The sequence below is a fragment of the Pedobacter sp. WC2501 genome (genome assembly GCF_052682415.1).
This window is the reverse complement of the sequence record NZ_JBQZFI010000001.1, coordinates 3,442,697-3,467,950: the sequence shown is the minus strand read 5'-3', so window position 1 is coordinate 3,467,950 and position 25,254 is coordinate 3,442,697. Positions and strand designations below refer to the sequence as shown.

The following is a 25,254-nucleotide window of genomic DNA, read 5'->3' as shown; positions in this document are numbered from 1 at the left end:
AACACCTCAAACAAGAATACCTTTAAAATCAGTCAGATAGAGAACGTCTTCCTTCTCTTTTTATTTCAAAATGATTTATTTTGTATTTTTTACCTGAAGGTAGTACATAAATTCAATAGCCGGTTTTGTAAAAAGTGCATCCTGCCCTTTGGCTAACGTAACCTGCTGCCAGTTTTGCGAAGGAATAATTTTAAGTGTTTTAATTCCTTCTTTTTTAAGACTTAAAGGCAAATTGAAGCCCTTAACACAATCGCTATACCGGTAAAAGGCTTTACCATCTTTAAGATAGTATTCAAAAGTGGGAACCTGTACCGTACGTAAATATTGATCAAAAACCTTTGAAAAATTATAACCTGCTTTTTTAGAAACATAATTTTCGATCTGCGCAGTGGTTACCGTTTGGTGGTAAAAGGTTTGGTTAAGCCCACGCAATATGGCTCTAAAAAGTTCGTCGTTATTTAAACTATGCCTGATGGAATGCAGCATGTTGCCCCCTTTAGGATACATATCGCCACTGCCTTGTGCATTTACACCATAAGGGGGAATAATCGGGCTATCATTTTTAATGCCTTTTCTAATGCCAAAATTGTATTCATTACCAGCCTGCTTACCAAAAATATAATCAACGAAAAGTGTTTCGCTATAGTTAGTAAAGCCTTCGTGTACCCACATGTCGGCCAGATCGTTGGTGGTGATGTTGTTGCCAAACCATTCGTGCCCGCTTTCGTGAATAATGATAAAATCCCACTTCAAACCCCAGCCGTTGCCAGACATATCTCTACCTCTGTAGCCAAACTTGTACCCATTGCCATAAGAAACTGCCGATTGATGCTCCATACCCGTATGCGAAGCATCGATTAACTGATAACCATCTTCATAAAAAGGATATGGGCCAAACCAATGCTCCATACTTTTCATCATTTTATGCACCTGATCTGGCATGTAAGTTTTCGCCTTTGGGTAGTTGTAATCAAGCACCCAATAATTCACATCAAGGGCACCTTTTTCGCCTGCATATTTCTCCTTAAAATTAACATACTTGCCAATGTAAGGGATAATGCAATAATTACTGATCGGATTTTTAACATTGTACTGATAGGTCGTGGTACCATCGTGGTTATCCTTTTTAAATACCAGGCGCCCGTTACCTACTGCTACCAATGTATCCGGAACAGTCATGGTTAAAGATGCACCCAGATTAGGCTCGTCGCTTTGATGATCCTTATTTGGATACCAAACCGAAGCACCCAAGCCCTGGCAGGCCACTGTCATCCACGGACGCGAAAGCGAATCGGTAGTAAAAATAAAACCACCATCCCAGGGTGCTCTTTTGGCCTGATGCACTTTTCCATGGTAAAAAATATTCACGTCATTCAGTGCCGATAACTTTTGCGCAGGCACATGTACATACCAAACACTGCCAATATGTTCGAATTTTACCTTTGAACCACCATTATATAAAACACTATCAATGATTAATGGCTCCTGCAAATCGATCTGCATACGGGTATTACCATTATTGTGCTGCACTACTTTATAAACGATTTTATTTGAGCCTGTTATGCTCTTGTCATTGTAATCGGGCTTAACCGAAAGTTCGTAACGCTGAACATCCCACCAGGTCCGTTCGGCATTTAAGCTTCCCCTTAAAGTATCGGCCAAAGTGTAAACCTTTTTGGGGTTTTGTGCAAAAAGCAGGGTACTAAACGTTAAGAAAAGCAGGGTTAAGGAGGTTATTTGTTTCATATCTTTTTGCTGGTTATCATGTTGCAATAGCGTATTTATAATTTGAAAAGCAGTTTCAGTTTTTCATCGGTTACGGTAGTCCTGCTATCCCTCCTGCTCCGATGAAGAATCGGGAGCATCCGTTCTATCAGGTTTATTTAATCCTGGTTCTGTGCTTCTGTCGGGGCTATCTTTTAAAAAATCGAAAAACCCTGCGCTCCAAAACAAAAAACAGCAGTTATTCCAAATAACCAACGTTACTAATAAGCTTCGCTTCTAATCGATTCAATTTCATCCGTAGTTAAGGCCAAATGTTTTCCCAACATCCGGCTTCCGTTTTCCGTAACCAGAAAATCGTCTTCTACCCTGATGCCGCTAAAGTTCCTGAACTGCTCCAATTTATCGTAGTTAATAAATTCGGCAAACTGGTTAGTGGCTTTCCAACGGTCTATTAGTTCCGGGATAATGTAAACACCTGGTTCTACCGTTAATACATAACCTGCTTCAAGTGCTTTGCCCAACCTTAACGATTTCAATCCGAACTGCGTGGTGTTTTTAGTCAGCTCATCTGTATAACCTACGTACTGCTCACCTAAATCTTCCATATCGTGTACATCTAAGCCCATCATATGCCCTGTTCCACATTGAAAAAACATGGCATGCGCACCAGCCTGCACGGCATCGTCTATATTACCTTTCATCAGGCCAATATCTTTTAAACCCTGTGCCAGCATTTTACACGAGGCCAAATGCACATCTAAGTACCTTACCCCCGGTGCCAGCATATTTTTTCCATGCGTGTAAGCATTTAATACGATATCATAAACATCTTTCTGCTCTGCACTAAACTTTTTACCTACAGGAAAAGTACGAGTGAGATCGCCGGCATAGCCTAAAGCAGTTTCTACCCCAGAATCGTTTAAAACCAATTGTCCTTCCTGGAGCTGATTCCCATGGTAATGGTTATGCAGAATTTCGCCGCGAACGGTCAAAATAACCGGATAGGCCAGGTTACCGCCAGAAGCCAGCGCAGCTCCCTGAATTTTTGCGGCAAGTTCGCGTTCATACATTCCAGGTTTTGCCTGCTGCATCACCATTAAATGAATATCGGCAGATATTGCTGCAGCACGGTCCAGCTCTTCAATTTCTTCGACAGATTTAACCGATCGCTGTGCAACAACAGCTTTAATAAAGTTTAGCGAAGCTTTTTCTTTAAGCTGATCGATTGGCAGGTTAAGCCAGTTGGCCAATTTAATCTTATTCTCAGAACGATAAGGAGGTAAGAAATGAACCTCACGATTTTTGTCCTGGTATTGTTTAAGATAAGTATTTAGTTGCGCAAAAGGCAGAACTTTGGTTAGGCCAGCATCCAGACTTTTTTCTTCAAGTGTTTTCTGCCTGCCCATCCACACAATATCATCAATGCCCATTTCATCGCCAAAAAGAATTACCTGATCTTCATCCAGGTCGATAATAGCGCCTAAAGATGGCTCACTGATCCCAAAATAATATAAAAAGGTACTATCCTGCCTAAAATGATAGGTATTGTCTTTATAATTCATCGGGCTTTCTTCATTACCCAAAAAGAGTAATATTCCCGAATTTATCTTTGATTTTAGTGCTGCTCTTCTTTGGAGGTAAACTTTCTTTTCAAACATATTTTTCATGTGTTAAGCAAATATCCAAAAAGCCATATTCATTACATCAGAATTAAAATGAATGGATAAAATATGGTTTATATCTGCAAATTATAAGCTATGGTTATGGCACAAAAATCACAATAAATTTTAGGTTAGCGAAAAATAAGGGTAAAATCTACAGATTTATGGATGATGAAAGAAAGTCTATAGGTATCATTTACAATTTTTAGCTACGGAGATATAGATGGCGTTGAGTATTTATAAGGCGTTCCGTTATTCCAACTGCGGCTATCTTACGGACACATCTACATTAGCATGTATTTGTTTTTAGTAGATATTCCTAAGACGATCGTCATGCTGAATTTATTTTACAAGTAGAAATAGTGTTTTCAATCGCCTTGTAGCTACTACGTGGTCAGCATCTTTCCTTCGAAATAACAAGCTTTGATATCTTAACTATTAATTTGGAGATAAATGTTGTTATTTTTTCCGCTCTATGCCGCGGTGGCATGGTAGTTTTTCGCAGATAATGTTGTTTTTATTTGTGCTCAAGAATGCTCTGCATTTTGGAGCGCCAAAGTACCCAAAGCGCTCTGTCAATCCAGCAATGGGCCCTTCACACAACCCTACGCGCATCAAAAAAACAGCGGCACTTTGTTTTGTGTTCAATCCTTTTTTGAACTTTAATTCAGTGATTACGAACACAAAACCACTGCGTTTTAGGTTTGGCAGGGCTATCTGTTCTTTCCTGCAACTGTTTTTTTGATTTCTCTGGCCCTTGGGATTGACGGCGTTCTTCGGTTAAAACAGTGTGTTATTCGAGGAAGCTTGCAAAACGCATAAAAAATCAACCTCAAGAAATGCCACACTCAATATGCTTTCCGCGAGAATGACATTTGTTGGGGGTTACAAATAAAAATATGTTTATCGGCGATAAAATTGCCTTTCTCATGCATCCTCTTTTTAAATAAGAAAAATCTACCTCATTTTAAATTTAAACACATATTTTCGACTCATTATCAGCAATTTAAATTATCCTAAAAAGCCCCGTAAATTTTATTTCACGGGGCACAGACAGTAGATGAATTGATATTATCTTTGAAGAATAATTTCAGTAGAATTAGCTTTTGAAAGTGGAAATTCGTACCCTCCTCTTTTCTTGACACCATTGCCTTTTATGGAATAAATTCCAACACCATTGACTTTTGTTGGTTGCGACAACCTCAACAAGGCATTAGGTAAGTATTCGTTTGCCTTAGTGAGCTTTAAGCGAATTTCACCATTTACAGTATTATAATCAACTTCATCAATGGTTCCGGCATCAAGGCTGATCCATAGCCCGGCAGGCGCAATGTAAACCGACGATTTTGCTGCCGTGGTTAATTTAACATTGATAATGTTCCCTTTTTTGTTCAAATTGCCACCAAAAGCTAACCAGCCAAATTCAGGATGCTGTAAAATGTAAGATGATGTATTAACCGCGTAGCCAAAAAAGCCAGATCCATAATCGCCGGTAATACCGTCATTTTTTAAGGTTGATGGATAAGCATGAAATGCAGCAGGCGCAAAACCTTCCTGGGTGATATTGGAGATCGAACCCAATAACCCACCGTAACCGGCACGTAAAAGATAGAAATCTCCTGGATTTTTGCGGTAATCCATTAACACAGGAATGGCATTAAGCGCCGAACCATAATGATGGATCATCCGCTCGATACGTGAGAGTTTACCTCCATAAAGGAAATCCCAATATCTTCGGGCATTACCATTGTAAGCCCAATGCGGTACCACAGGCATATAGGCTAAAATGGCGTCAAGCGTTACATTCGCCTTATCCTGGTAGCCAAAATAGTTCGACCACACATAAACTTCTTCCTGACCTGTAGAGTCCCAAGGCATCTCACTACCAAATGGATATTGTAAAGATCGCCAGTGGTTGGCCCGCTTCTTCATTTCATTTTCTAACCTGGCTGCTTCGTCTGTTAGTCCTTCGTTTTTAAGGTCGTTTAAGATGAGGTAAAAGACTGTACCTTCCATTTGACCAAACTGTGCGTAATAAGGAGCAATATTAACCATAGCCATACCAGTTTCAGCAGCATCTATAAGGTGTTGTTTCCAGCTCTGCTCCTCTACAAGGCCGTTATAATTACGTGCCAACCGGTACATTACCCAATGGGCTGCTGCTACATGTGGGTAGTTATAAGACCGCCCCAGGTTATCAGCTTCTTTTTTTGGCCATGCAGACCATATTTTAAAATTGATCTTTGCATCATAAGTATCTTTAGGGAGCGAATCCGGCGCATAATAAAACAAACTCTTTTTTACCCCATATTTCTGAGGGCCGCTTTTAAGTTGTATCCTCCCAAACATTACACTATCTACAAATTGCTTCAGTTTATCAACCTCTTCTTTTTTTGGTTGTACCAACTGCTTCATCATTGCACCTAACCACGAACCTGCACCGCCTTCGTCGCTCAAACCCGATATCCAGGCGCGGTTATCCTGAATTACCTGCTGCTGTTTTTCATTGTCGTAGGTAATAACAGAAGGATTTCTATTAAAAACGGGATCGGCCTGGTTAAACCATTGTTTAGTTGTTAAAAAATTGCCGTAACTCGCAATCACATCACTTTCTGCTTCAATTACTTTATAATTAATACTTTGCTCCAAGCCATCTTCGTAAGTAATGGATAATCTGGCTCTTCCCCAGATATTTCCTTTCACGGAGTAACTTTTCCAACCATTTTTGGTTGAGCCTGATGCGACTATTGTTAAGGCATTTTCGGGCTGAACCTGAATAGCTTTAATCTTTTTAGGGTAGTTGATAAACAATTTCCCTTCCACATCTTTAGGCAGTACATAACCTGGAACGGATATGGCAACAGGTCTTTTATTTTCGATCAGTTTGCTTTCTATATCTTTCGCGGTTCCTGACAGAATAAACTGAAGGGCATAACTCCGGCTTTCGCCAGGCATTAAAAAGGTTGAAGTAGGTGTATTCCATTGTTCGGCATTTTTCCATTCGTTTTCTGCATAGGCTTTACTGTACACCATCCATTCGTAAAAGCCTTCAAAAGCAATTCCCCTTGGTGTGCGGTCGTCATTAAGTGGATTATAAGCTTCAAATGGTGTATGTCCCAATGGCGCAACCAGCAAAGAAGGCGCATGCCCACTTAACCGGGTAACCTGCAAATAACCAGCATCTTTCCCGATGTAGGGATCGTAAAATACATTCTTAGCATGAGTTTGCTCCAATGTACGGCCTTCTAAAATGTTATCGAAAATCATCGGGATACCTAGCGCACCAATTTCTACGTTTTTATCGGTCTTGTTTTTTAGTTCGAAGCGCAGCACCAGCTTTCCGTTCAAAATTTCCCAAGTCCTTTTAACCTGCAATGGTATATCGGCTGGAAGTGTTGCAGCAAGATCGGCAGCGGCGAGTACATTTTTACCCGGCACTATATTTTTCACAGGACTTCGTTTTGCCGCAGTGCTATAGCTTTTCCAGGCTTCTTCACCAACATTGCGCAATTTTAAATTGATATCTCCCAAATGGTACAAACCATCAGAACTCCGCACTTTTAAACTATCGCTGGGTACAAAATCGAAATCTTTAACCATTTTAGGTTGAAGACCTGCCACGGTTTGCGATGACTTAACGAGCTTTAGATTAAATGCCCCGGCGTTGTAGGTCGAAAAACCATTTTCCAAACCCAAAGTGGATGGCTTTTTGCCTAAAGCAATCCACGGCGATTGGGCATGAATGACACCAATATTTATAAAAGTTAAAATACAGCAAAATATTGCTTTAAAAGTTATTATGGATAAGACTCTTTTCTTTTTTGGTTCGATAATCATAGCGAAAAAGCAGATTTAGGAATGTAGTTAATCAAAAATAAACTTTAAAAAGTAAAGCGGGCATGGAAGTTATAAATAGCGCAAAATCGGTAAAGAATTGGTGTATTTACGAGAAGTTGGGCGTGAGGCGGTAAGCGGATGGCGGGAATTGCTTTCCCAATTATTAACCACATAAGAGATATAAGAACATTTAAGCAGTTTATCACTAAATAGCAATAAGGGTCTTCGACAAGCTCAGACTGACAGTGATTATATTAAATACTAGTCAATTAATTTCCCGCAGATTACGCAAAAAACGCAGATTATCATACATGATGGAAAACCTAGCATATTAGCATCGCATCGGGAACTTAAGGATGATCGCAGATGTAGCAGAAAGCGCAACGGATATTGATTGAAGTGCAGGAATTGCTTTACCATATCAAATTATTAACCACATAAGAGGTATAGGAACATTTAAGCAGTTTATCACTAATAGTAATAAGGATCTTCGACAAGCTCAGACTGACAGTGATTATATTAAATACTAGTCCATTAATTTCCCACAGATTACGCAAAAAACGCAGATTATCATACATGATGGAAAACCTAGCATATTAGCATGGCATCTGGAACTTAAGGATGATCGCAGATGTAGCAGAAACCGCAACGGATATTGATTGAAGTGCAGGAATTGCTTTCCTATATCAATCATTAACCATATAAGAGATATAAGGACATTTAAGCCGTTTATCACTAAATAGCAAAAGGGGCTTAGACCAGCTCAGGCTGACCATTTAGCTTATCCAGACTTTTAAATAGGCTGACATTTCACTTTCAACCATTCTGATTCTTCATCAGATAACATAGGTTGAAGCTTCTCGAATACCATTTGATTGTATTGATTTAACCAGGTGATCTGATCTGTTGCTAAAAGTGTTTTATTAATGATAATGGTATCAATAAAACATAAGGTTAAGGTTTCAAAAGTGAGAAAATCGCCGAATTCACTATTTCCCTTAGGTACACATAAAACCAGGTTTTCAATCCGCACGCCATGTTTACCAGGACGATAAATTCCAGGTTCGATGGAGGTTACCATACCTGACTTAAAGGCAACATCTACATTTGCAGGACTAATATTCTGAGGTCCTTCATGTACATTAAGAAAAAAACCTATGCCGTGACCTGTTCCATGACCAAAATTTATGGCATGTTCCCACAGCGGTTTTCTACAGATGGAATCGATTTGATAACCTTTGGTACCTTCTGGAAAAATTAATTTAGAACCTTCAATCAGGCCCTTTAATACTAAGGTATAATCATCAGCATGGGTTACTGAGCAATTACCAATAGGCATTACCCTGGTAATATCGGTTGTACCATACCAATACTGACCTCCGGAATCGACAAGGAACAAACCATTACCTAAAATTTCCTGGTTGCTTTCTGCTGTTACGCTATAATGTGGCAATGCTCCATTTGCATTATAACCAGCTATGGTATTAAAACTTAAGCCCACAAAAGAAGCTTGTTCTGCTCTAAAGGTTGCCAATTTCTCTGCTGCAGACCATTCTGTAATTTTTTCTTTGCCCAAATGATCTTCCATCCATTTAAAGAACCTGGTTAAAGCAACTCCATCTTGCAACATCGCCTTGCGGATATGATTAATTTCAGTATTGTTCTTTAAACTCTTTAAATGTGTACTTGGATTAATTCCCTGAATTATCTTAGAACTTTTTGGCAAACATTCAAACAAGCCGAAACTGGTACGTTTTGGATCAATAAAAACCTTCGAGTCTGTTGGTAGATTTTTTAATGCCTCAGCTACCTCACCATACGGATGCAAAGTTACGTCCTGCTGATTTAAAGTATCGATATCAGTTTGCGAAAGCTTTTGTTTGTCGATAAAGAGTTTTACCGCTGCAGGTGTTATTAAAGCAAAACTTAAAGTTACAGGATTATAATCTACATCTTTTCCCCTTAAGTTAAAAAGCCAGGCGATGTCATCAAGCGAAGAAATAAAATGATAATCTGCCCCATTTATTTTTAAAGCCGCTCTTACTTCGTTTATTTTAGCCGAAATACTAAGTCCCGCAGCCTCTTCGCCGATTAAAAAAGCCTTTTCTGCGGGTAGACCTGCCCTATCCTGCCAAATTGTGCTGATAAAATCAATATCAATGATTTCTATTTCACGCTGGGATAAACTATTCTGCATCTCAAGTGCTAATGCCACCGTAATGAGTTCGTGGTTAAAGCCTACTTTTGCACCACCCGGCAAAATTTCGGGCAGCCAATTGATATACTCTGGTGTATGTGGCACTTTCAACTTTACCAATTCGTAACCGGTACCGCTCAATTCTGTTTCAGCTTGTGTAAAATATCGCGAATCAGTCCACAGACCTGCAAAATCCTGAGTAATGACCAGTGTACCAGCCGACCCTGTAAATCCACAAGCAAAAGGTATAGCCTTATAATGTGCCGGTAAATATTCACTGATGTGTGGATCTGCAGCGGTTATAATATAAGCATCTACCTGTTGAGCAAGCATTAATTGGCGTAAGGCCTGCAATTTTTCTACAAAGGTCATATTGAGGATTGTTTTATCGGGCCAAATTTAAATATTACATTGACATCTTAAAACAAACAAGAATTAATACCATACTGTTGAGATTGTTTTTCCCTGAAACCAGAATAAGCAAAGAGAATTGTCGTATCGGAGCGCCACCTAATTAGAAAATCATTCATCATTAGAAGCGCGAATGCGATAAGAAATTTAACGTAAAGATCAATCGCCAGCGCTTTAAGCACCTCATAATAATCTGATCTCTGAAAGCAAGGTAAAAACAAGGCCCGATTTTCTTTGCGCCAACGCATGAACCCTCAGTATAAAGCGTTGTTTAAGACGTTTGCGCCTCCTTTGCAACCAGATAATACCAGGGCAAGCGAGTTCGATCATAAACTATTTCAATTGTTTACCGGCAAATTATTAAGTCTTATCAGTTTATCAATGGTACCTGCAAAACGTTTCATTGAGATTGGTTTGCCAAGATAACATTCAAAGCTGGAATCTATTTTTCTCACCTCATTTTCAAGATGGGAAGATGCGTAGATTACAAACCTGGCTTTGGAGCGGAGATGCCGGGATAATTCAGTCCCCTTCATTCCATCCATATCTATATCTAAAAAAAGAAAATCGATTTTATCACCTTCACTAATTGTTTTTAATGCATCAATGGGATTATTAAAGGTACTAAACAGTTTCAAAAAACAGGTGTCTTCAATATAATCATGAAGTACATCAATGGCATGCTGTTCATCGTCAACAATTGCACAGCTATAATACATAGGCAAATTAAGATAGGCTACACCAAACTTAACAATCTTATCCTTAATCCATACAGAAAGACATAAAAAAGGTAAAATTACGGTATTTAACTACTCACTAAGTGTACATAATTTTCAACTTATGCCTTATTTCATGATATTAAATTAGCCATGAGTCAATTGACACATGGCTAAATGCTTTAAAGTTTAATTTTAACAAAGTATAAACGGTTTCTATCAACCGAATTTGTTAAAGGCAATATTTTCTGTGCAAAGCCACTAGCTCCATTATCCACCACACCAAAATCATCATCGTTAGAAATTACGAGGATATTGCCTGGTAGTAAGGCTAAACCTTCTGCTTTATCATGCGGATAAATGGAAGGTAGATCTTTCAACAGGTCTAAAACAATGGATTTGCTTACCGGGATAATTCCCGCGGTGCTTAAACCTGCTGCGTTATTCAGCTCTTCCACGGTTTTGCCGCCATAAAGTTTTCCTGTTGCGCCATTGCCGGAATCAGAAATATCCGTAGCACCACTCAGGTCTATTTTGAAAACTTTTTTAAATGTTGCGGGATTGCTTGCTGCGCCGCCATACAATCCATCACGTTCAATGGTTAGGAAAGTGGTGCTGTTAACGGCAACAATATCGCTCACACCTGTTAAAGTAGCATTATCCATCAGGTAAGCATATTGTCTGGTAGCTCCGCTTGCGATATCAAAAGTCAAAATTCTTAATACCACCGAATTGGTAACTGCAGCTTTAGACGGATTGTACATTGGCGACTGCATCATGCCTACCAAAGTTTTTCCATCTGGGGTAATGGCCAAACCTTCCATACCACGGTTTGCTCTTCTATTGGCGAATACAGCCGGAATGGTACGTCCACCGGTTCCCGTCCCAAATGGGTTAATGCGTTCTATCGTTTTACCAGTTGCATCGAAGTGTGCAATATGTGGGCCGTATTCATCACTGATCCAAAATGATCCGTCAGCTGCCCTTACCAAGCCTTCTGAATCGATTCCATCAGCACTTGGAGCAATCACCTGTCCATTTAAGTCGTAAGCAGTTTCACCGGAAGCCCCCATTCCCGCAGGATTTGGAAGGCCATTTAATTTATTGCCAGATGCATTTTTAAGTTCGATAGTTTGTTCGAGTACCAATTTCCCATCTTTCAGCCTGAATTTTCCAATCTGTGGATCAAAATCAGGTTTTCCGATGATGATTGAGTTTGCGAGCTGTCCGGCAACGTTCGCTCCCCTATCGGTTAGCATATAAAAAACATCTGGCGAGTTGGGGTCGGCGGCAACTGCTGATCCAAAACCTCCGTTGTACACTTTTACGCCGGCTGCAGTTGTGAAAAGCACCGAAGGATCGGAAACTTCTGCAAAGGCAGGATAAGTAAATTGTACCGGGGTTTCTTCGTGACTTTTCTTACACGATACCATACCGATAGATATGGCTACTATCAAGGTGAGTAGTTCTTTCTTCATTTAATTTTTTTGAACAAAGCAAGGATCTGGATGTGAAGGCAATGTTAAGGGAATAACAAGAATAGTTTTAGAACGTTAGAAAGTTCCGCTCAGATTTTATAGATTATTTTTGCTTTTTTTTTTGGAAATATATGCCCATTTTTCCATCGGGAACTGCAGCCCTGCCATCCACTTCAATCTTTTTGTGATGCTGTCATGCTGAGGTACGAAGCATCTGTTTTATAGCCTGCAGATGCTTCGTACCTCAGCATGACAGTATATTTGAGGTTGCTGCAAAACAAAAAGGATTTCCGTTGCTGTCAGGTTTATGAATGAAGGACTTGAAGCGTAGAACAACTATACAGATGCAGTATTCAACTGGGCCTAAACTAGCCTGCTCTATCACCCATATTACATTTTCATCATTTAATAATTCACATATTTTTCTTCAAAACCCCCATCGTTATACAAATCAATTAAACCGTAACCTGGTGCGGTTTCTCTTCTGTTGCCTTCCCACCACGCACCAGATACCGCTCCATTGCAAAGATAGGTCACATTGTTGTACACCACTTTATCGCGCATATGCAAATGACCACTTAAACACAGTTTTACATTGGGATGCTGATAAAAAAGATTAATAATTTTAGCGGTATCGGTATGCATATCCCCACCCAACATGGTCCATTTGTTTACAATATTATCTTCTATCATCAATAGTGCCGTAAGGATCGGAATGTGCGACATCACCATCACCGGCATCGTTTTACTGGTGTTTTCCAGTTCGTTTTTAAGCCAATCTAATTGCTCATCGCCCAGTTTGCCAATGTACCAGGTATTATCGATATCCAAATGGGTACTATCCAGCACAATGATTTTCCAATTGCTTTTTACCACACTGTAATAAGGTTTAGCCAACTGCAATTTATCCATGGCATATTTTTTTCCATAAAAAACATCTCCTTTAGCCGTTTCATTCCACCAGATATCGTGGTTCCCCAAACAGTAATGTACAGGAATGCTGCATTCGTTTTTCATGGTTTCCTGTACCAGTTTCCATTGATCGTTAATGGTGTCTATGTTTTCTTTGTTCATGTCGAAAACAATATCTCCACCATTTAAAATCAAATCTACTTTTGGAAATTGTGCCTGTAAGTGGTGCAGGCATTTTGCAAATCTTGCTGGTGCATTAAATTGGTTTTTCAGATGTACATCGGTAATGTGCGCAACCCTTAAAACAGGTTTTTTCTCTGTTGAGAATGATTTTTTTGATAAGGTTGGCAGCAAAAACAGGCCACCGATATTTTTGAGTGCAGATCTTCTTTCCATTATCTGTTATTTGTTGGGTTAAAATTAGCAACGGTATGTTAACTTAACACGAATTAAAAAAGCAGCGTTGTAAATTAAATAAGGTCATTACGTTAAGCATAATATTTCACCACAGATAAAAAGGATGCACACAGATATAGGATCCGTGTTTATCTGTGTGCATCAGTGGTTAATGATATTGTGCTTTGGTATACAGACACCACCTGTTAACTTAAAACGAATTAAAAGAGCGGCATTGTAAATAATGTTATTACGTTAAGCATCAGGTAGACGTAAATATATTTAACCACAGAAAAAAGGATGCACACAGATATAGATCCGTGTTTATCTGTGTGCATCAGTGGTTAATGATATTGTGCTCTGGTATGCAGACACCACCATTGGGATTTGGCTTATTCCTTTTATTTAGCCTTCGCTAAACGGTAAGACTTGATGATTTTATGAAAAATCTGGTTATTAGGATAAACACCAGTAAAGTTTTGCGAGCCAGGACCGTAAGCAAACACCGGAACCATGATACCCGTATGATCGTTGGTGCTAAATTCGCCCCTTACCATTCCTTTTTCGGCGGCACCATCTAAAAGTGTTAATCCACCGGTTTCATGATCGGCAGTTACGATCACCAATGTTTCACCATCCTGATCAGCAAAGCGAAGGGCTTCGGCAACGGTACGGTCGAAATCGTGTAGTTCGGTAACGAGATAAGGCAGATCGTTGGTATGGCCACCGTAATCGATCTGCGCACCTTCGGCCATAATGAAGAAACCAGGTTTATTTTTTGATAAAATCTGCGTGGTGTGTGATAAAGATTTTTTAAGCATACCGCCACGGCCTTTTAGCACAGGCCGGGTAGCCGAATCATCAAGTAAAACCAATTGTTTACCTTCATGCTGCTTTTCAAAATCAGCTAATCTATTTGTTACCTGAAAACCTTTAGTTTTTAGATCTGCCAAAAGCCTGCTGTTTTTATTCTGCTCGAAAGCTTTGCGGTTAGAACCGACTAAAACTTCGGCCTTGCTGCTTAACAGATCATTCGCAATTGCACCGTTATAAGAGCGGTCGAGCTGATGGGCGTAAAATACTGCTGGTGTTGCATCAGTCAGATCGCCAGCGGTGATGATACCACTTTTGATACCGAAGATAGCTAAAGTATCAACCAAATTGGTTTTATTCTGATCATCAGGTCCCATACCAATGTAACGGTTATTGGTTTTATAACCAATTGCCATGGCACTGCCTCCCGCAGCCGAATCGGTGTTTCCAGCATCGGCAGCAGCGGTTTCAGAAAAGCCAATATAATGGAACTTTGCCATGTTCAGATCTCCATGATTGGCAATCAAGCCAGCGTGGATTGCAGCCAGTCCCATCCCATCACCAATTAACAAAATAACATGTTTGGGCGCTTTGTCTTGGCCGTCGGTTTTATAAGTTGGTGTATAGGTCGTATATGGTTTTGGATTGGTATAACTCAATTTATCCTGATGAAGATAAAAATCTTTCAGTTTGGTCGGTTTATCCGTATTAATCCAATCTGCACCAAGCCTTTCGAGTACAATCCAGGTGTTCGGACTATCCTGTGAAGCCCAAAAGCGGAAAGGTTTGCCTTTACGATGTGCCTGCTCTATCGTGCCTCTCATCTTTGCTTCATCTGTTTTGGTAGGATTACCCTTTCCGTTCCATACGGTCTGATTTTTCAAATCATCGCTGATCATCGCTACCCTTGCCAATTGCGCATCGGTATAAGTGGTTGCCGGCCTGCCGTCGAAAAATAATTTCTCATCATAATCTTTAAAATCGGCTGGCGCAGGCATATCGCCACTAACCACTACTTTAATTGCATTGGCATTCTTTTTTGCATCGAATACCTCAGCATAACCTTCGAGCTCTTTTAGCAATACCGGGAGTACATGCTTGTAATCTTCCTTTACATCAACTACCAATTGTAGTTTTAAGGTCGCATTGCTATAAGGATGATTTCCTTTTGCTTTAAAAAACCCGGCTAGCGGATCGAGGTATATTTTTTTAAGGGTAAAACCCGGCTTAATTTCTGAAGCTTCATGTGCTACATATAATTGTCCGTCTTTTAAAAATACATCGGCCTCAATAGATCCCATTTCGGCATAATATGCCGTTAAAAGGGGGATTTCCTGCTTATAATCGTTATGGCTATGTCCACGGTTTGCATTTAGCTTTACCTGGGCAGATGCACTTTGCAGCCCCAGCACAAAGGCCAGCACTGCAAAGTTTATCCCTATTTTTTTTACCATCCTGGATTTTGTTTAATTACACCTGCACTGTTATCGATTTCTCTTTGTGGCACCGCCCAAACATCGTGTATCTGTGGGTTGAAAGTTCTTGCCGGCCAGATTACAGTTCCATCAAAATCGTGTAATGGCTTGGCATAAGCGGATTGAGCATCGCCCCATCTTACTAAATCGCGGTGACGATCTGCCCATTCTCCGGCAAGCTCATTACGGCGTTCGCGCTTAAGATCATTTATAGTCATTCCCGTTTTGGCACCTAAACCTGCACGAAGCCTGATTTTGTTCAGTTCGGTATCGCCCGCTCCTGCACCGCTTAGGTTAATTGCAGCTTCGGCTTTGATTAGCAAAACTTCGGCATAACGCATTAATGGCACATTTAAATCCGTAGTTCCGTTATCACCGTTAGGGTTAACATGTGTTGGAATTGGGTTAGCATAAGAAAACGGCTCCATGTATTTTTTAAACTGGTAATTTGAAGTCGCTCCTGCATCTTTGGTAAAGCTGCGCTCAGTACCAAAGAACATAAATTTATCACCAGGTTTCAAAATGGTAGCTTCCCTGCGTTGATCTCCGGCTTCGTAAGAATCGTAAAGTTCTTTGGTTGGCAGGTAATAACCCCATCCATTATAAATACCCCATGCTTTGTTGGTTAGCATTACACCAGGGAGCTTGCTTCCCCAGCCTGTTCCGCCGCCGCTTGGCGTACAAACTACTGACCAAATGTATTCTTTAGACCAGTTGTTTGAAGCTTTAAAAACATCTGCAAAACCCGTATTGATTAAATCATGCTGACCTGAAGTGATGACCATATCAGCATATTTAGCAGCATTGGCATAATCTTTTTTGAACAGGTACACTTTAGATAGGTAAGCCCATGCAGCAGTTTTGTGCGCTTTACCATAATCTGCAGCTTTCATTGCAGAGAACAAGGGAAGGTTATCGGCTGCCTTTAATAAAAGCGAAATAATATAATCGTAGTTTTCGTTTACATTGCTGGCGCGGGGAATGGGCTGAGATGCATCGGTTTCAGGCCTAACAATTGGTACACCCGCTTTATCATTTCCATAATTTGCAGCCAGCTGAAAATAAACCAAACCAGCATTAAAATAAGCATCGCCAATGATCTGTTTCTTTAAACTTTCATCCATATTGATCTTTGGCACATTGATAATGATATCGTTGGCACGTTTGATGATGGCATAACGCATACTCCATTGCGTTTCGGTATAACCACCGCCTACGTAAGTACGGTTAAAGTTTTTAATGTTATCGGCCTCTGGCTTGTTGCGGCCGGTAACCATATCATCGCTGGCATTGATAAACCAGAACATCCCGCGACCGTAAAAATCTTCGGCGTTGTAGTTTTCGTACATTCCGCCCTCGGCTTTTAGCGCATCTTCTTTTGTTTTCCAGAAATTTTGTGCCGATGGAGATCCCTCAGGCACGATATCAAGCTCTTTTGTACAGGAAGAGAAAAAAGCAAGGGCGGCAAATGCCATATATTTTAAATTCGTTTTCATTGTTATTTTGTGATTATAGATTTACACTTAAACCAAGGATAAAGCTTCTGGCTTGCGGATAACGCCCAACATCCACTCCGTTGTTGTCCATTCCGATTTCCGGATCAAAGCCCGAATATTTAGTAATGGTAAAAAGGTTGTTTGCTGTGGCATAAACCCTTACGCCACCTGTTTTTAATTTATTGGCGATTGATTTTGGCAAACTATACCCTAAGGTTACATTACGGATGCGCAGGTAAGAACCATCTTCAATATAAAAATCAGAAGCTGCAAAGTTTCCATTGGCATCGCTGGTAGAAATAATTGGAACTTTACCCCCTGGATTTTCAGGAGACCAGGCATCAAGAATACCGACCAGTTTATTGTAAGAAGGGCCACTAGCGCTGTAAGTAGTACGTTTTACCGCATTGAATAATTTATTGCCTTGTACACCTTGTGCAAAAATATTAAAGTCGAAATTTTTATAACTTGCATTAAAGCTTAAACCGTAAGTAAAGTTAGGGTATGCACTGCCTGCAAAATAACGGTCTTTACTATCAATTGATCCATCTCCATTCATATCAACAAATTTAAAATCACCAGCTTTTGCATTCGGCTGTATCTTTTGTCCATTAGCGTTTTTGTAGTTATCGGCTTCTGCCTGACTTTGGAAAATGCCATCAGTTTTTAATACAAAATAACTATACAACGCCTGTCCTACCCTATTGGTAAGGGGAGCAACCTCATTCCGGAAATTGGTAGATACAACCTGGTTTTCTATACCAGGTATAAGTTCTTCTATTTTGTTATTTATTTTGGTTAAAGTAGCATTTACCGAGTAGGTGAAAGCTGCATTTTTATCACTATTGTAAGTTAACCCTAACTCAATACCTTTATCTTTTACCTTACCTGCATTAATGATTTGAGTATTTAAACCTGCAGTTCCGGGCAATGTTCTGGTTAAGATCATTCTATCGATTTCTTTGATAAAATAATCTGCTGAAAGATTTATCCGTCCCAGTACTGCTACATCAGCACCAATGTTGGTTTGTTTTGATTCTGCCCATGCTATATTAGGATTGGCTAAAATGTTTTGTACATAACCATTTTGCAAAGTTGGCGTTTGCCCAAAATAACTTTGCGTTGGCGTTAATAATGGATTAACCGCATCGGTAGTTAGTGAAGCTAAATTACCGAGAAAGCCGTAGCTGCTCCTTAATTTCAATTCATTTAACCAACTTACATCTTTAAGAAAATCTTCTTTGCTCATTACCCATCCAACCGAAGCCGAACCATAATTCCTGGTCCTGTTATTTTTGGTGAGTAACGATGATCCATCACGGCGACCGATTAACGACACCAGATATTTTTCACGATAGTTATAGTTCGCCCTCAGAAACAGTGATGAAAGTGCCTGTGCAATATAACCACTATATGAAGGTTGAATTACTGTAGCATTCATCAAATATCTGTATTGTGGCGATTCATCGTCAAAACCAGCCCCTGAAGCAACTAAACTTCTATACTGCATTTTTTGAAACGAATAACCACCGGTAAGATCTAGCTGATGGTTACCAAAGGTAGTTTTGTAATTTAAAACTTGTTCTGCCAGGAAATCGCTGTTATGGTTGCTACTTTCACGCAAACTATTGCTCAACACAGGTTTACCTACCTCTGGCCTTTTGGGTGTAAAGCTTTTAAATGTCGAATCAATTTTAGTGATACTTAAATTCGATCTAAAGCTTAGGCCTTTAGCCAGTTTAATGTTAACATAAGGATTAATCACCAACACATTTTTAGGGTTGTTGATATCGATACGTTTCAACTCAGCAACAGGGTTAACTACATCCCCGTAATCTCCTGCATACGGTCCAGGCAAACCTGCAAAACTGCCATCGGCATTATAAGGTGTACCATTGGTTGGGTAATAAATGGCCGAAAGCAAGGCCCCTGTGTAATCGCTGCTGGTGTTGGCTCCGTTACCGTTGGTACTGCTATACGAAAGGTTTTCGCCAACTTTTAACCAATTGGTCACCTCATGCTCGGTATTGATCCTGAAGTTGTAACGTTTGGCTTTGGTGTTTAACACAATCCCTTCTGCATTGCGGTAATTAAAACTTAGATAATAGTTCGATTTTTCGCTACCACCGTTTATTGCGGCATTGTAGTCTTGCAACAATCCATCCCTAAAAACCTCGTCCATCCAATTGGTGCGGGTAATCTGTCCGTCAGGATATTTTGCGGCATCAAAGGAAGGCAAAATCGTAGTTCCGCCATTTTTGGCCGCTGTTGCTGCCACCTGTGCACGTTGTTGTGCATTTAGTGGTTCTAGCTTTTTCCAGGCGCTTTGTTGGCCAACCTTGGCGTCGAAACTGATCTGCATTTTTCCGTTTTTACCTTTTTTGGTGGTTATTAATACCACGCCACCAGAAGCCCTTGCGCCGTAAATGGCAGCAGATCCATCTTTTAGTACCGATATCGACTCTATATCGTTAGGGTTAAGCTGTGGTGTACCCGAAAATATAGATCCATCAATTACATACAGTACATTTTCTCCATTAAGACCACCTGAGCCACGAACGTTGATACGCGGTGTAGATGTTGGATCACCACCCTCATTGGTTACAATCACACCCGGGGTTTTTCCGGCAAGCACCTCGCCTACACTATTTAACGAACGTGATGAAAGTTTATCCATCCCCACAATACTAATTGCTCCGGTTAAGGTTTCTTTTTTCTGCGTACCGTAACCCACAACCACTACATCGGCAAGTGTGGAGCGTTCTTCTTTCAAAACAATATTAATGACCTGGTCTTCGCCAACTTTCGCTTCCCTGGTCTGGTAACCGATCATGGAGAATGACAGCACAGCATCAGCGCCAACTGCAATGCGATAAGTACCATTTCCATCGGTAATAGTACCACTTTGTGTGCCCAATACCTTTACCGAAACACCTGGAAGTGCCAAACCTGTGGTATCTTTTACTACGCCTGTAACCACCCGGTCAGGCTTATTCATCACGGCATTGTTTAAAATCACATATCCACCTTTTTCCAAAACCTGCAAACCAAGCCTGTCTAAAAGTGATCTTACGGGTTCTGTATTAAAATCGCCGCTTAAAAACATATTTTTTTGTTGCAGCTGATCTGGATTGTACACAAAACTAAGTCCGGTACGGGATTCAATTTCTTTGATGATCTCAGTCATCTTACGGCCTTTATTGATGGTAATGCTAACCGTAGTTTTCTCTAATTTTTGTGCCATACCTGCTGAAGCGAGGATAGAGCTGCAAAAAAAGCAGAGGATTGTAAATGTTAAACATGAGTATTTCATGATCTTGTAAAGAGCTGGTGTCCTCTTAGCGGAGGTTGTTTTCATTGCTTAATTTGTTTGATTTTATTTTTGTAAAGCTTTAATTATGCTGGCCATTGGCCAGAAAGAAAGATTGCGGCGACCAGTCTGACCGGTACCGTAGAAAATTCTATATCCTATCTCATCTGTATATATTAAATGTTTTATGATTTTTTGATGCATTGAACCTGAGGTGATGCAGACTGCAGATAATATCCAAAATCTCTTCAGGCGATTGTTTGCTGCTGAAGGATGCAGTAGTTTTAAGTTTGCCCAAAGCCGTATCGTTCAGCAAAATTTTAATACTGTACACATATTGGAGTTTAGTGATCACCTGATCGAGGTTTGCACCATCGAAAGCAAATTCGATAAAAGCAGACGCTTTGATTTTACGGATGGCAGCGCGACCTTCATTTTTATCATAGGTTAAAAACTCATCCTTAACCAGCGTAGCCAGGTTGCCTTTTTGATTACTCACCGCAACTTTACCCGTAACTACAGCAACCTCAAGCTGCTTATTGCCCTGATAAGCTTTAACTTTGAAAGAAGTCCCTAAAACTTTAATATCCAACCCAGCGCTTGTATGCACTGTAAATGGTCTTTTTTCCTGATGAGCAATATCAAAAAAAGCTTCCCCCTCTTTAAGTGCAATATGGCGGCTGTTTAATGCAAAGGTTTTAGGATAGCAGAGTTTCGCTGACGGACCTAATAAAACCACCGAACCATCTGATAAAGTAATTCGCTTCTGTTGTGCCCTTCCGGTAACTATGGTTACCTGATTTTCACACGCCACTTTGGTATTGAGCTTCCAAACACTTATTCCTATTGTAATGATGAGGAATACGGCGGCAGCAATCCTGATAAAAGATTGTAGTTTGAATACTTTGCCTGGTTCTGGCTTCCCATGCATAGCGATCTGAAGGTGAGCAAACATTTCTGCCCCTATCGCAGCTTTCCGATCGGCGGGTAACACCACATCTTTTGCCTGAAGTGTGGCGTACCACTCTTCAACTTTTTTTTGCTCTTGCGGACTTGCCTGCTGATCGAGATATTTCTGCAGCAGTTCCTTTGCCTGTTCTTCTGTCATTTAAATACATGTCAGTTCAAAAGCAAAGAGGTACTAACCAAAGATGTTATCTATAGATTAACTTTATGTTAATCCGATCAATACAGCAATTAACATGATATAGGAAAGACTTTTTTTAAGAAGCTTTAATGCTGCAGAGATCTGGTTTTTTACTGTTTGTACAGAAACGTTGAGTTCAGCAGCAATTTCTTTGATGGATTTCTCCTGTTTTCGGCTCATTGAGAATACCAGTTGCATTTTTTCGGGTAAAAGTGCAATGGCGGCATCTACCTCCAGGTGAAGCTCTTTTAAAATTAATTTATCATCCGCCGCGGCAGTATGCTGCTCATCCATCAGGGCTGCAAGCGCAGTTTGGTGCTGTTCTTTAATACTGCCCGACCTGAAATAATTAATCACTTTATATTTTACAGCTCCATGCAGATAAGCAGCCAGGCTTCCAGACAGGTTAATCGTTTTATGGTTTTCCCAGAGCGAAATGAAAATCTCCTGGGTAATATCCTGTGCAAGGGCTTCATCACCCGTTTTTTTTAGTGCAGCATCAAAAATATCTCCCCAATAAAACTGGTAGATTTTTTCCATTGCCCGATGGCTTCCGCACTGTAAAGATGAAAGTAAAGTTTCGCTCAAGGGATGGTGCTTATTTTCACAGCAAAGCTACCAGCTCAATATTCCCTTATTATTAACAAATCTTAAAGTATAAGTGATGATGGAAAATGTAAGATGTAAAATGGATCGGGATTCTGCGCGCGTCAGCGATATCTGCGGGAACATTAAGCGATTAGCTCCCCCAGATTTAAGAAGACTACCGCGGAAATTGTATCTCACTAACTTTGTGTCCTCTGTGATTTTTTCTCTGTGAACTCGGTGGTTAAAGGGAAAATGTAAGATGTAAAATGGACGGGATTCTGCGCGCGTCAGCGATATTTGCGGGAACATTAAGCGATTAGCTCCCGCAGATTTAAGTAGAATACCGCGGAAATTGTATCGGACTAACTTTGTGTCCTCTGTGATTTTTTCTCTGTGAACTCAGTGGTTAAATGGAAGATGTAAGATGGAAAATGGACGGGATTCTGCGTACGTCAGCGATATCTGCGGGAACATTAAGCGATTAGCTACCGCAGATTTAAGAAGACTACCGCGGAAATTGTACCTCACTAACTTTGTGTCCTCTGTGATTTTTTCTCTGTGAACTCGGTGGTTAAAGGGAAAATGTAAGATGTAAAATGGACGGGATTCTGCGCACGTCAGCGATATTTGCGAAAAAAAGTAGGCTATCTGTTTCCCGCAGATCTAAGAAGATTGACGCAGATATTTATAACAGAGTCTTAATGTCATTAACTACTTAATGGTCAAAATGAAATAAGTTCTGTATAATCAGCGATATCGGGGAATATGATGCGATTGATTTAACAATATAGTCTTAATTTCATTAACTGCTTAACATCAAAAAGCAATAGGTTCTGCGTAATCAGCGATATCTGCGGGAGCATGACGCGATTGATATGACTCGCAACTACTCAAACAACCCGGCAAAAATTTTATTCGAATGCAATTTTGCCTGATGGTCGTAAATATGCGATGTGCTCATGATCTCGTTTATACCATATTTGGCAACAAATGCTTCCAAATTTTCTTTAATGGTATTACCGCTGCCAATAAAAGAATAATACAACATCTGCTCTACAGCTTCTTTTTCCAACTGACCCCAATATTCATTGATATCATCAACAGCAGGTTTTAGTAATTCTCTTTTGCCTGTAATGACACCTAAAAACATACGTTTTACTGAGCTTGATAAACGTTCTGCTTCTGCATCAGTATCTGCAGCTACCACATTCACACATGCCATTACATAGGGTTCCTGTAAAAATGCTGATGGTTTAAAATTATTTTTATAAATGGATATCGCCTGTTCGAAATAGGTTGGGGCAAAATGACTGGCAAAAGCGTAAGGAAGTCCTTTTTCTGCGGCTAAGCGTGCGCTATCTGTACTCGAACCTAAAATCCAGATCGGAATATCCAGGCCTTCTCCTGGCATTGCCCTTACGCTTGCCCGATTATTACTGGCAGAGAACAACTGTTGCAGTTTTTCAATATCCCTGGGAAAGCTATGGGCAGCATTAAAGTTTTCGCCACGGATGGCCATAGCCGTAACCTGATCGGTTCCGGGTGCCCTACCCAAACCCAGATCGATCCGATTAGGATAAAGTGAAGCCAGTGTACCAAATTGTTCTGCTACAATTAAGGGTGCGTGATTGGGCAGCATAATGCCTCCGGAACCTACACGTATACTATTGGTATTACCGGCAATATAACCAATAAGTACCGCCGTTGCCGAACTGGCTACACCGGCCATATTATGGTGTTCGGCAAACCAGTAACGTGTATAACCTAAAGTTTCAGACTGTTTAGCTAAATCGAGACTGGTTTTAAAGGTATCTGCAGCAGTAAAACCATCTAAAACGGTTGCAAGATCGAGAACGGAATAAAGTACATTTTTCAATAAGTGATCAGCCATAAATTAAAGGGATAAATCTGTATTGCAAAAATATCTTTAATAAAACCAAGTCACGTTTAAATGAATACAAATGACGTTTAGCCAACATAATCAGTACGGTACATTGCAATGCAATGACACAAAACATGAAAAGGCTTAATAAACAGCTAAAACTACATGGGTGTAGGTATATGTATATTCTTGTAACAAAGCGGATGAGCCTGTGCTCTTAATTAAATAAACTTTAACTTATAATAGATTAGCAAATCCATTTAAGGTGGAGTATATTTTATCGGGATGCCAGCATATTTTATGGATTGTAGCTATTGCCCGCATCTTGTAAACTTAATCGATAAATTTTACTTTAAATTAGTGAATAAGGGAAGGATTTAAAATTAAAGCGTACAGATAGTATTCTTTTCGTTACAAAAAGGCGTAATTTCGTTATAAGAGAACCAGATATTTTGAAGATGATTAAGTGCATAGCCATAGACGACCAGTACAGCTCCTTAGCGGGACTACAAAAATATATTGAAGATACTCCAAACATGCGGCTTATACAGCAATATACTGACCCAATTACTGCTTTAAGGGAGCTGGCCAGCTCAGAAACAGTTGATGTAATTTTTATGGACGTGGAAATGCCCCAAATTTCAGGGCTGGAACTGGCCAAGGCCATCCGCTTCAGAACCAGAAAACTCATCTTCACTACTTCACACCAAGAGTATGCTTTTGATGCTTTTGAAGCTGCAGGAGATGCTTATTTGCTTAAGCCATATAGCTATGCTAAATTTGCCACCACAATTACCCGGCTTTTTGGCCATGAAATGACTGGGGGTGCCAACGAAGATTATTTTCTAGTGAAAAACAAGGAAGAAGAGCACCGTGCGGTAATGGTTAAATATGAAGATATTATTGCTTTTGAAAGTTTTCATAATTATATTAAATTACATACTGTAGGAAAAATAATTATTGCTTACTTAAGCTTAAAAGATGTTCGGGAACAGCTTAGCATCAAAAACGGCTTTATACAATTACACCGTGGTTATATCGTGGCCATTGATAAGATTTTGTATATAGATGGCAATCGGATTACGATGAACAACCACATTAGCTTTACCGTTGGAGATATTTATTATAGTGAGTTTAAAAGTTTTATTTCCGAAAGGTTAATCATCAGTAGCCGTAAAAAATAGCGACTACTGATGAAAACATTCAATAA

The 25,254-nt window shown here is 40.0% G+C and carries 14 protein-coding genes; 1 reads left to right on the top strand and 13 read right to left on the bottom strand.

The genetic code is table 11. The annotated features are described in order from the left end of the window. Positions 1-75 precede the first annotated feature (75 nt). The 13 genes from ACUN24_RS14720 to ACUN24_RS14660 form a co-directional block, all read right to left on the bottom strand. Positions 76-1,746, bottom strand: a complete 1,671-nt coding sequence (locus tag ACUN24_RS14720) for a M1 family metallopeptidase (RefSeq protein WP_445563174.1) — start codon at positions 1,744-1,746, stop codon at positions 76-78. 239 nt (positions 1,747-1,985) lie between these two features. Further along, on the bottom strand, positions 1,986-3,392 hold the full coding sequence (locus ACUN24_RS14715; protein ID WP_445563173.1) for an aminopeptidase P family protein: 1,407 nt from the start codon (positions 3,390-3,392) through the stop codon (positions 1,986-1,988). 1,065 nt (positions 3,393-4,457) lie between these two features. Then, positions 4,458-7,223, bottom strand: a complete 2,766-nt coding sequence (locus tag ACUN24_RS14710) for a DUF5695 domain-containing protein (RefSeq protein ID WP_445563172.1) — start codon at positions 7,221-7,223, stop codon at positions 4,458-4,460. 793 nt (positions 7,224-8,016) lie between these two features. Continuing rightward, the gene (locus tag ACUN24_RS14705; RefSeq protein ID WP_445563171.1) at positions 8,017-9,792 is read right to left on the bottom strand and encodes an aminopeptidase P family protein; all 1,776 of its coding nucleotides are present in this window, start codon (positions 9,790-9,792) and stop codon (positions 8,017-8,019) included. Positions 9,793-10,169: 377 nt separating this feature from the next. Further along, positions 10,170-10,550 carry a LytR/AlgR family response regulator transcription factor gene (locus tag ACUN24_RS14700; RefSeq protein ID WP_445563170.1) on the bottom strand — a complete coding sequence of 127 codons (381 nt, stop codon included), beginning with the start codon at positions 10,548-10,550 and terminating at the stop codon, positions 10,170-10,172. A 179-nt stretch (positions 10,551-10,729) separates the two neighbouring features. After that, the gene (locus tag ACUN24_RS14695; RefSeq protein WP_445563169.1) at positions 10,730-12,025 is read right to left on the bottom strand and encodes an esterase-like activity of phytase family protein; all 1,296 of its coding nucleotides are present in this window, start codon (positions 12,023-12,025) and stop codon (positions 10,730-10,732) included. Positions 12,026-12,430: 405 nt separating this feature from the next. Then, positions 12,431-13,333 carry a metallophosphoesterase family protein gene (locus ACUN24_RS14690; RefSeq protein WP_445563168.1) on the bottom strand — a complete coding sequence of 301 codons (903 nt, stop codon included), beginning with the start codon at positions 13,331-13,333 and terminating at the stop codon, positions 12,431-12,433. Positions 13,334-13,734: 401 nt separating this feature from the next. Then, positions 13,735-15,600: an alkaline phosphatase gene (locus ACUN24_RS14685; protein WP_445563167.1), complete on the bottom strand. Its 1,866-nt coding sequence runs from the start codon at positions 15,598-15,600 to the stop codon at positions 13,735-13,737. Further along, entirely contained in the window at positions 15,594-17,117 is a 1,524-nt protein-coding gene (locus ACUN24_RS14680; RefSeq protein ID WP_445563166.1) for a RagB/SusD family nutrient uptake outer membrane protein, read from the bottom strand. The genes ACUN24_RS14685 and ACUN24_RS14680 overlap by 7 nt, the downstream gene beginning before the upstream one ends. 13 nt (positions 17,118-17,130) lie before the next feature. Continuing rightward, positions 17,131-20,361 (bottom strand): SusC/RagA family TonB-linked outer membrane protein, encoded by a 3,231-nt coding sequence (locus ACUN24_RS14675; RefSeq protein ID WP_445563165.1) that lies wholly within the window; start codon positions 20,359-20,361, stop codon positions 17,131-17,133. Positions 20,362-20,590: 229 nt separating this feature from the next. Further along, positions 20,591-21,535 (bottom strand): FecR family protein, encoded by a 945-nt coding sequence (locus tag ACUN24_RS14670; protein WP_445563164.1) that lies wholly within the window; start codon positions 21,533-21,535, stop codon positions 20,591-20,593. Between the two features lie 63 nt (positions 21,536-21,598). Then, a complete protein-coding gene (locus tag ACUN24_RS14665) occupies positions 21,599-22,114 on the bottom strand; it encodes an RNA polymerase sigma-70 factor (RefSeq protein ID WP_445563163.1) in 516 nt (171 codons plus the stop codon). Between the two features lie 934 nt (positions 22,115-23,048). Then, a complete protein-coding gene (locus ACUN24_RS14660) occupies positions 23,049-24,053 on the bottom strand; it encodes an LLM class flavin-dependent oxidoreductase (protein WP_445563162.1) in 1,005 nt (334 codons plus the stop codon). A 449-nt stretch (positions 24,054-24,502) separates the two neighbouring features. Between ACUN24_RS14660 and ACUN24_RS14655 the strand changes: the two genes are divergently transcribed. After that, positions 24,503-25,228, top strand: a complete 726-nt coding sequence (locus ACUN24_RS14655; protein ID WP_445563161.1) for a LytR/AlgR family response regulator transcription factor — start codon at positions 24,503-24,505, stop codon at positions 25,226-25,228. Positions 25,229-25,254: the final 26 nt, after the last annotated feature.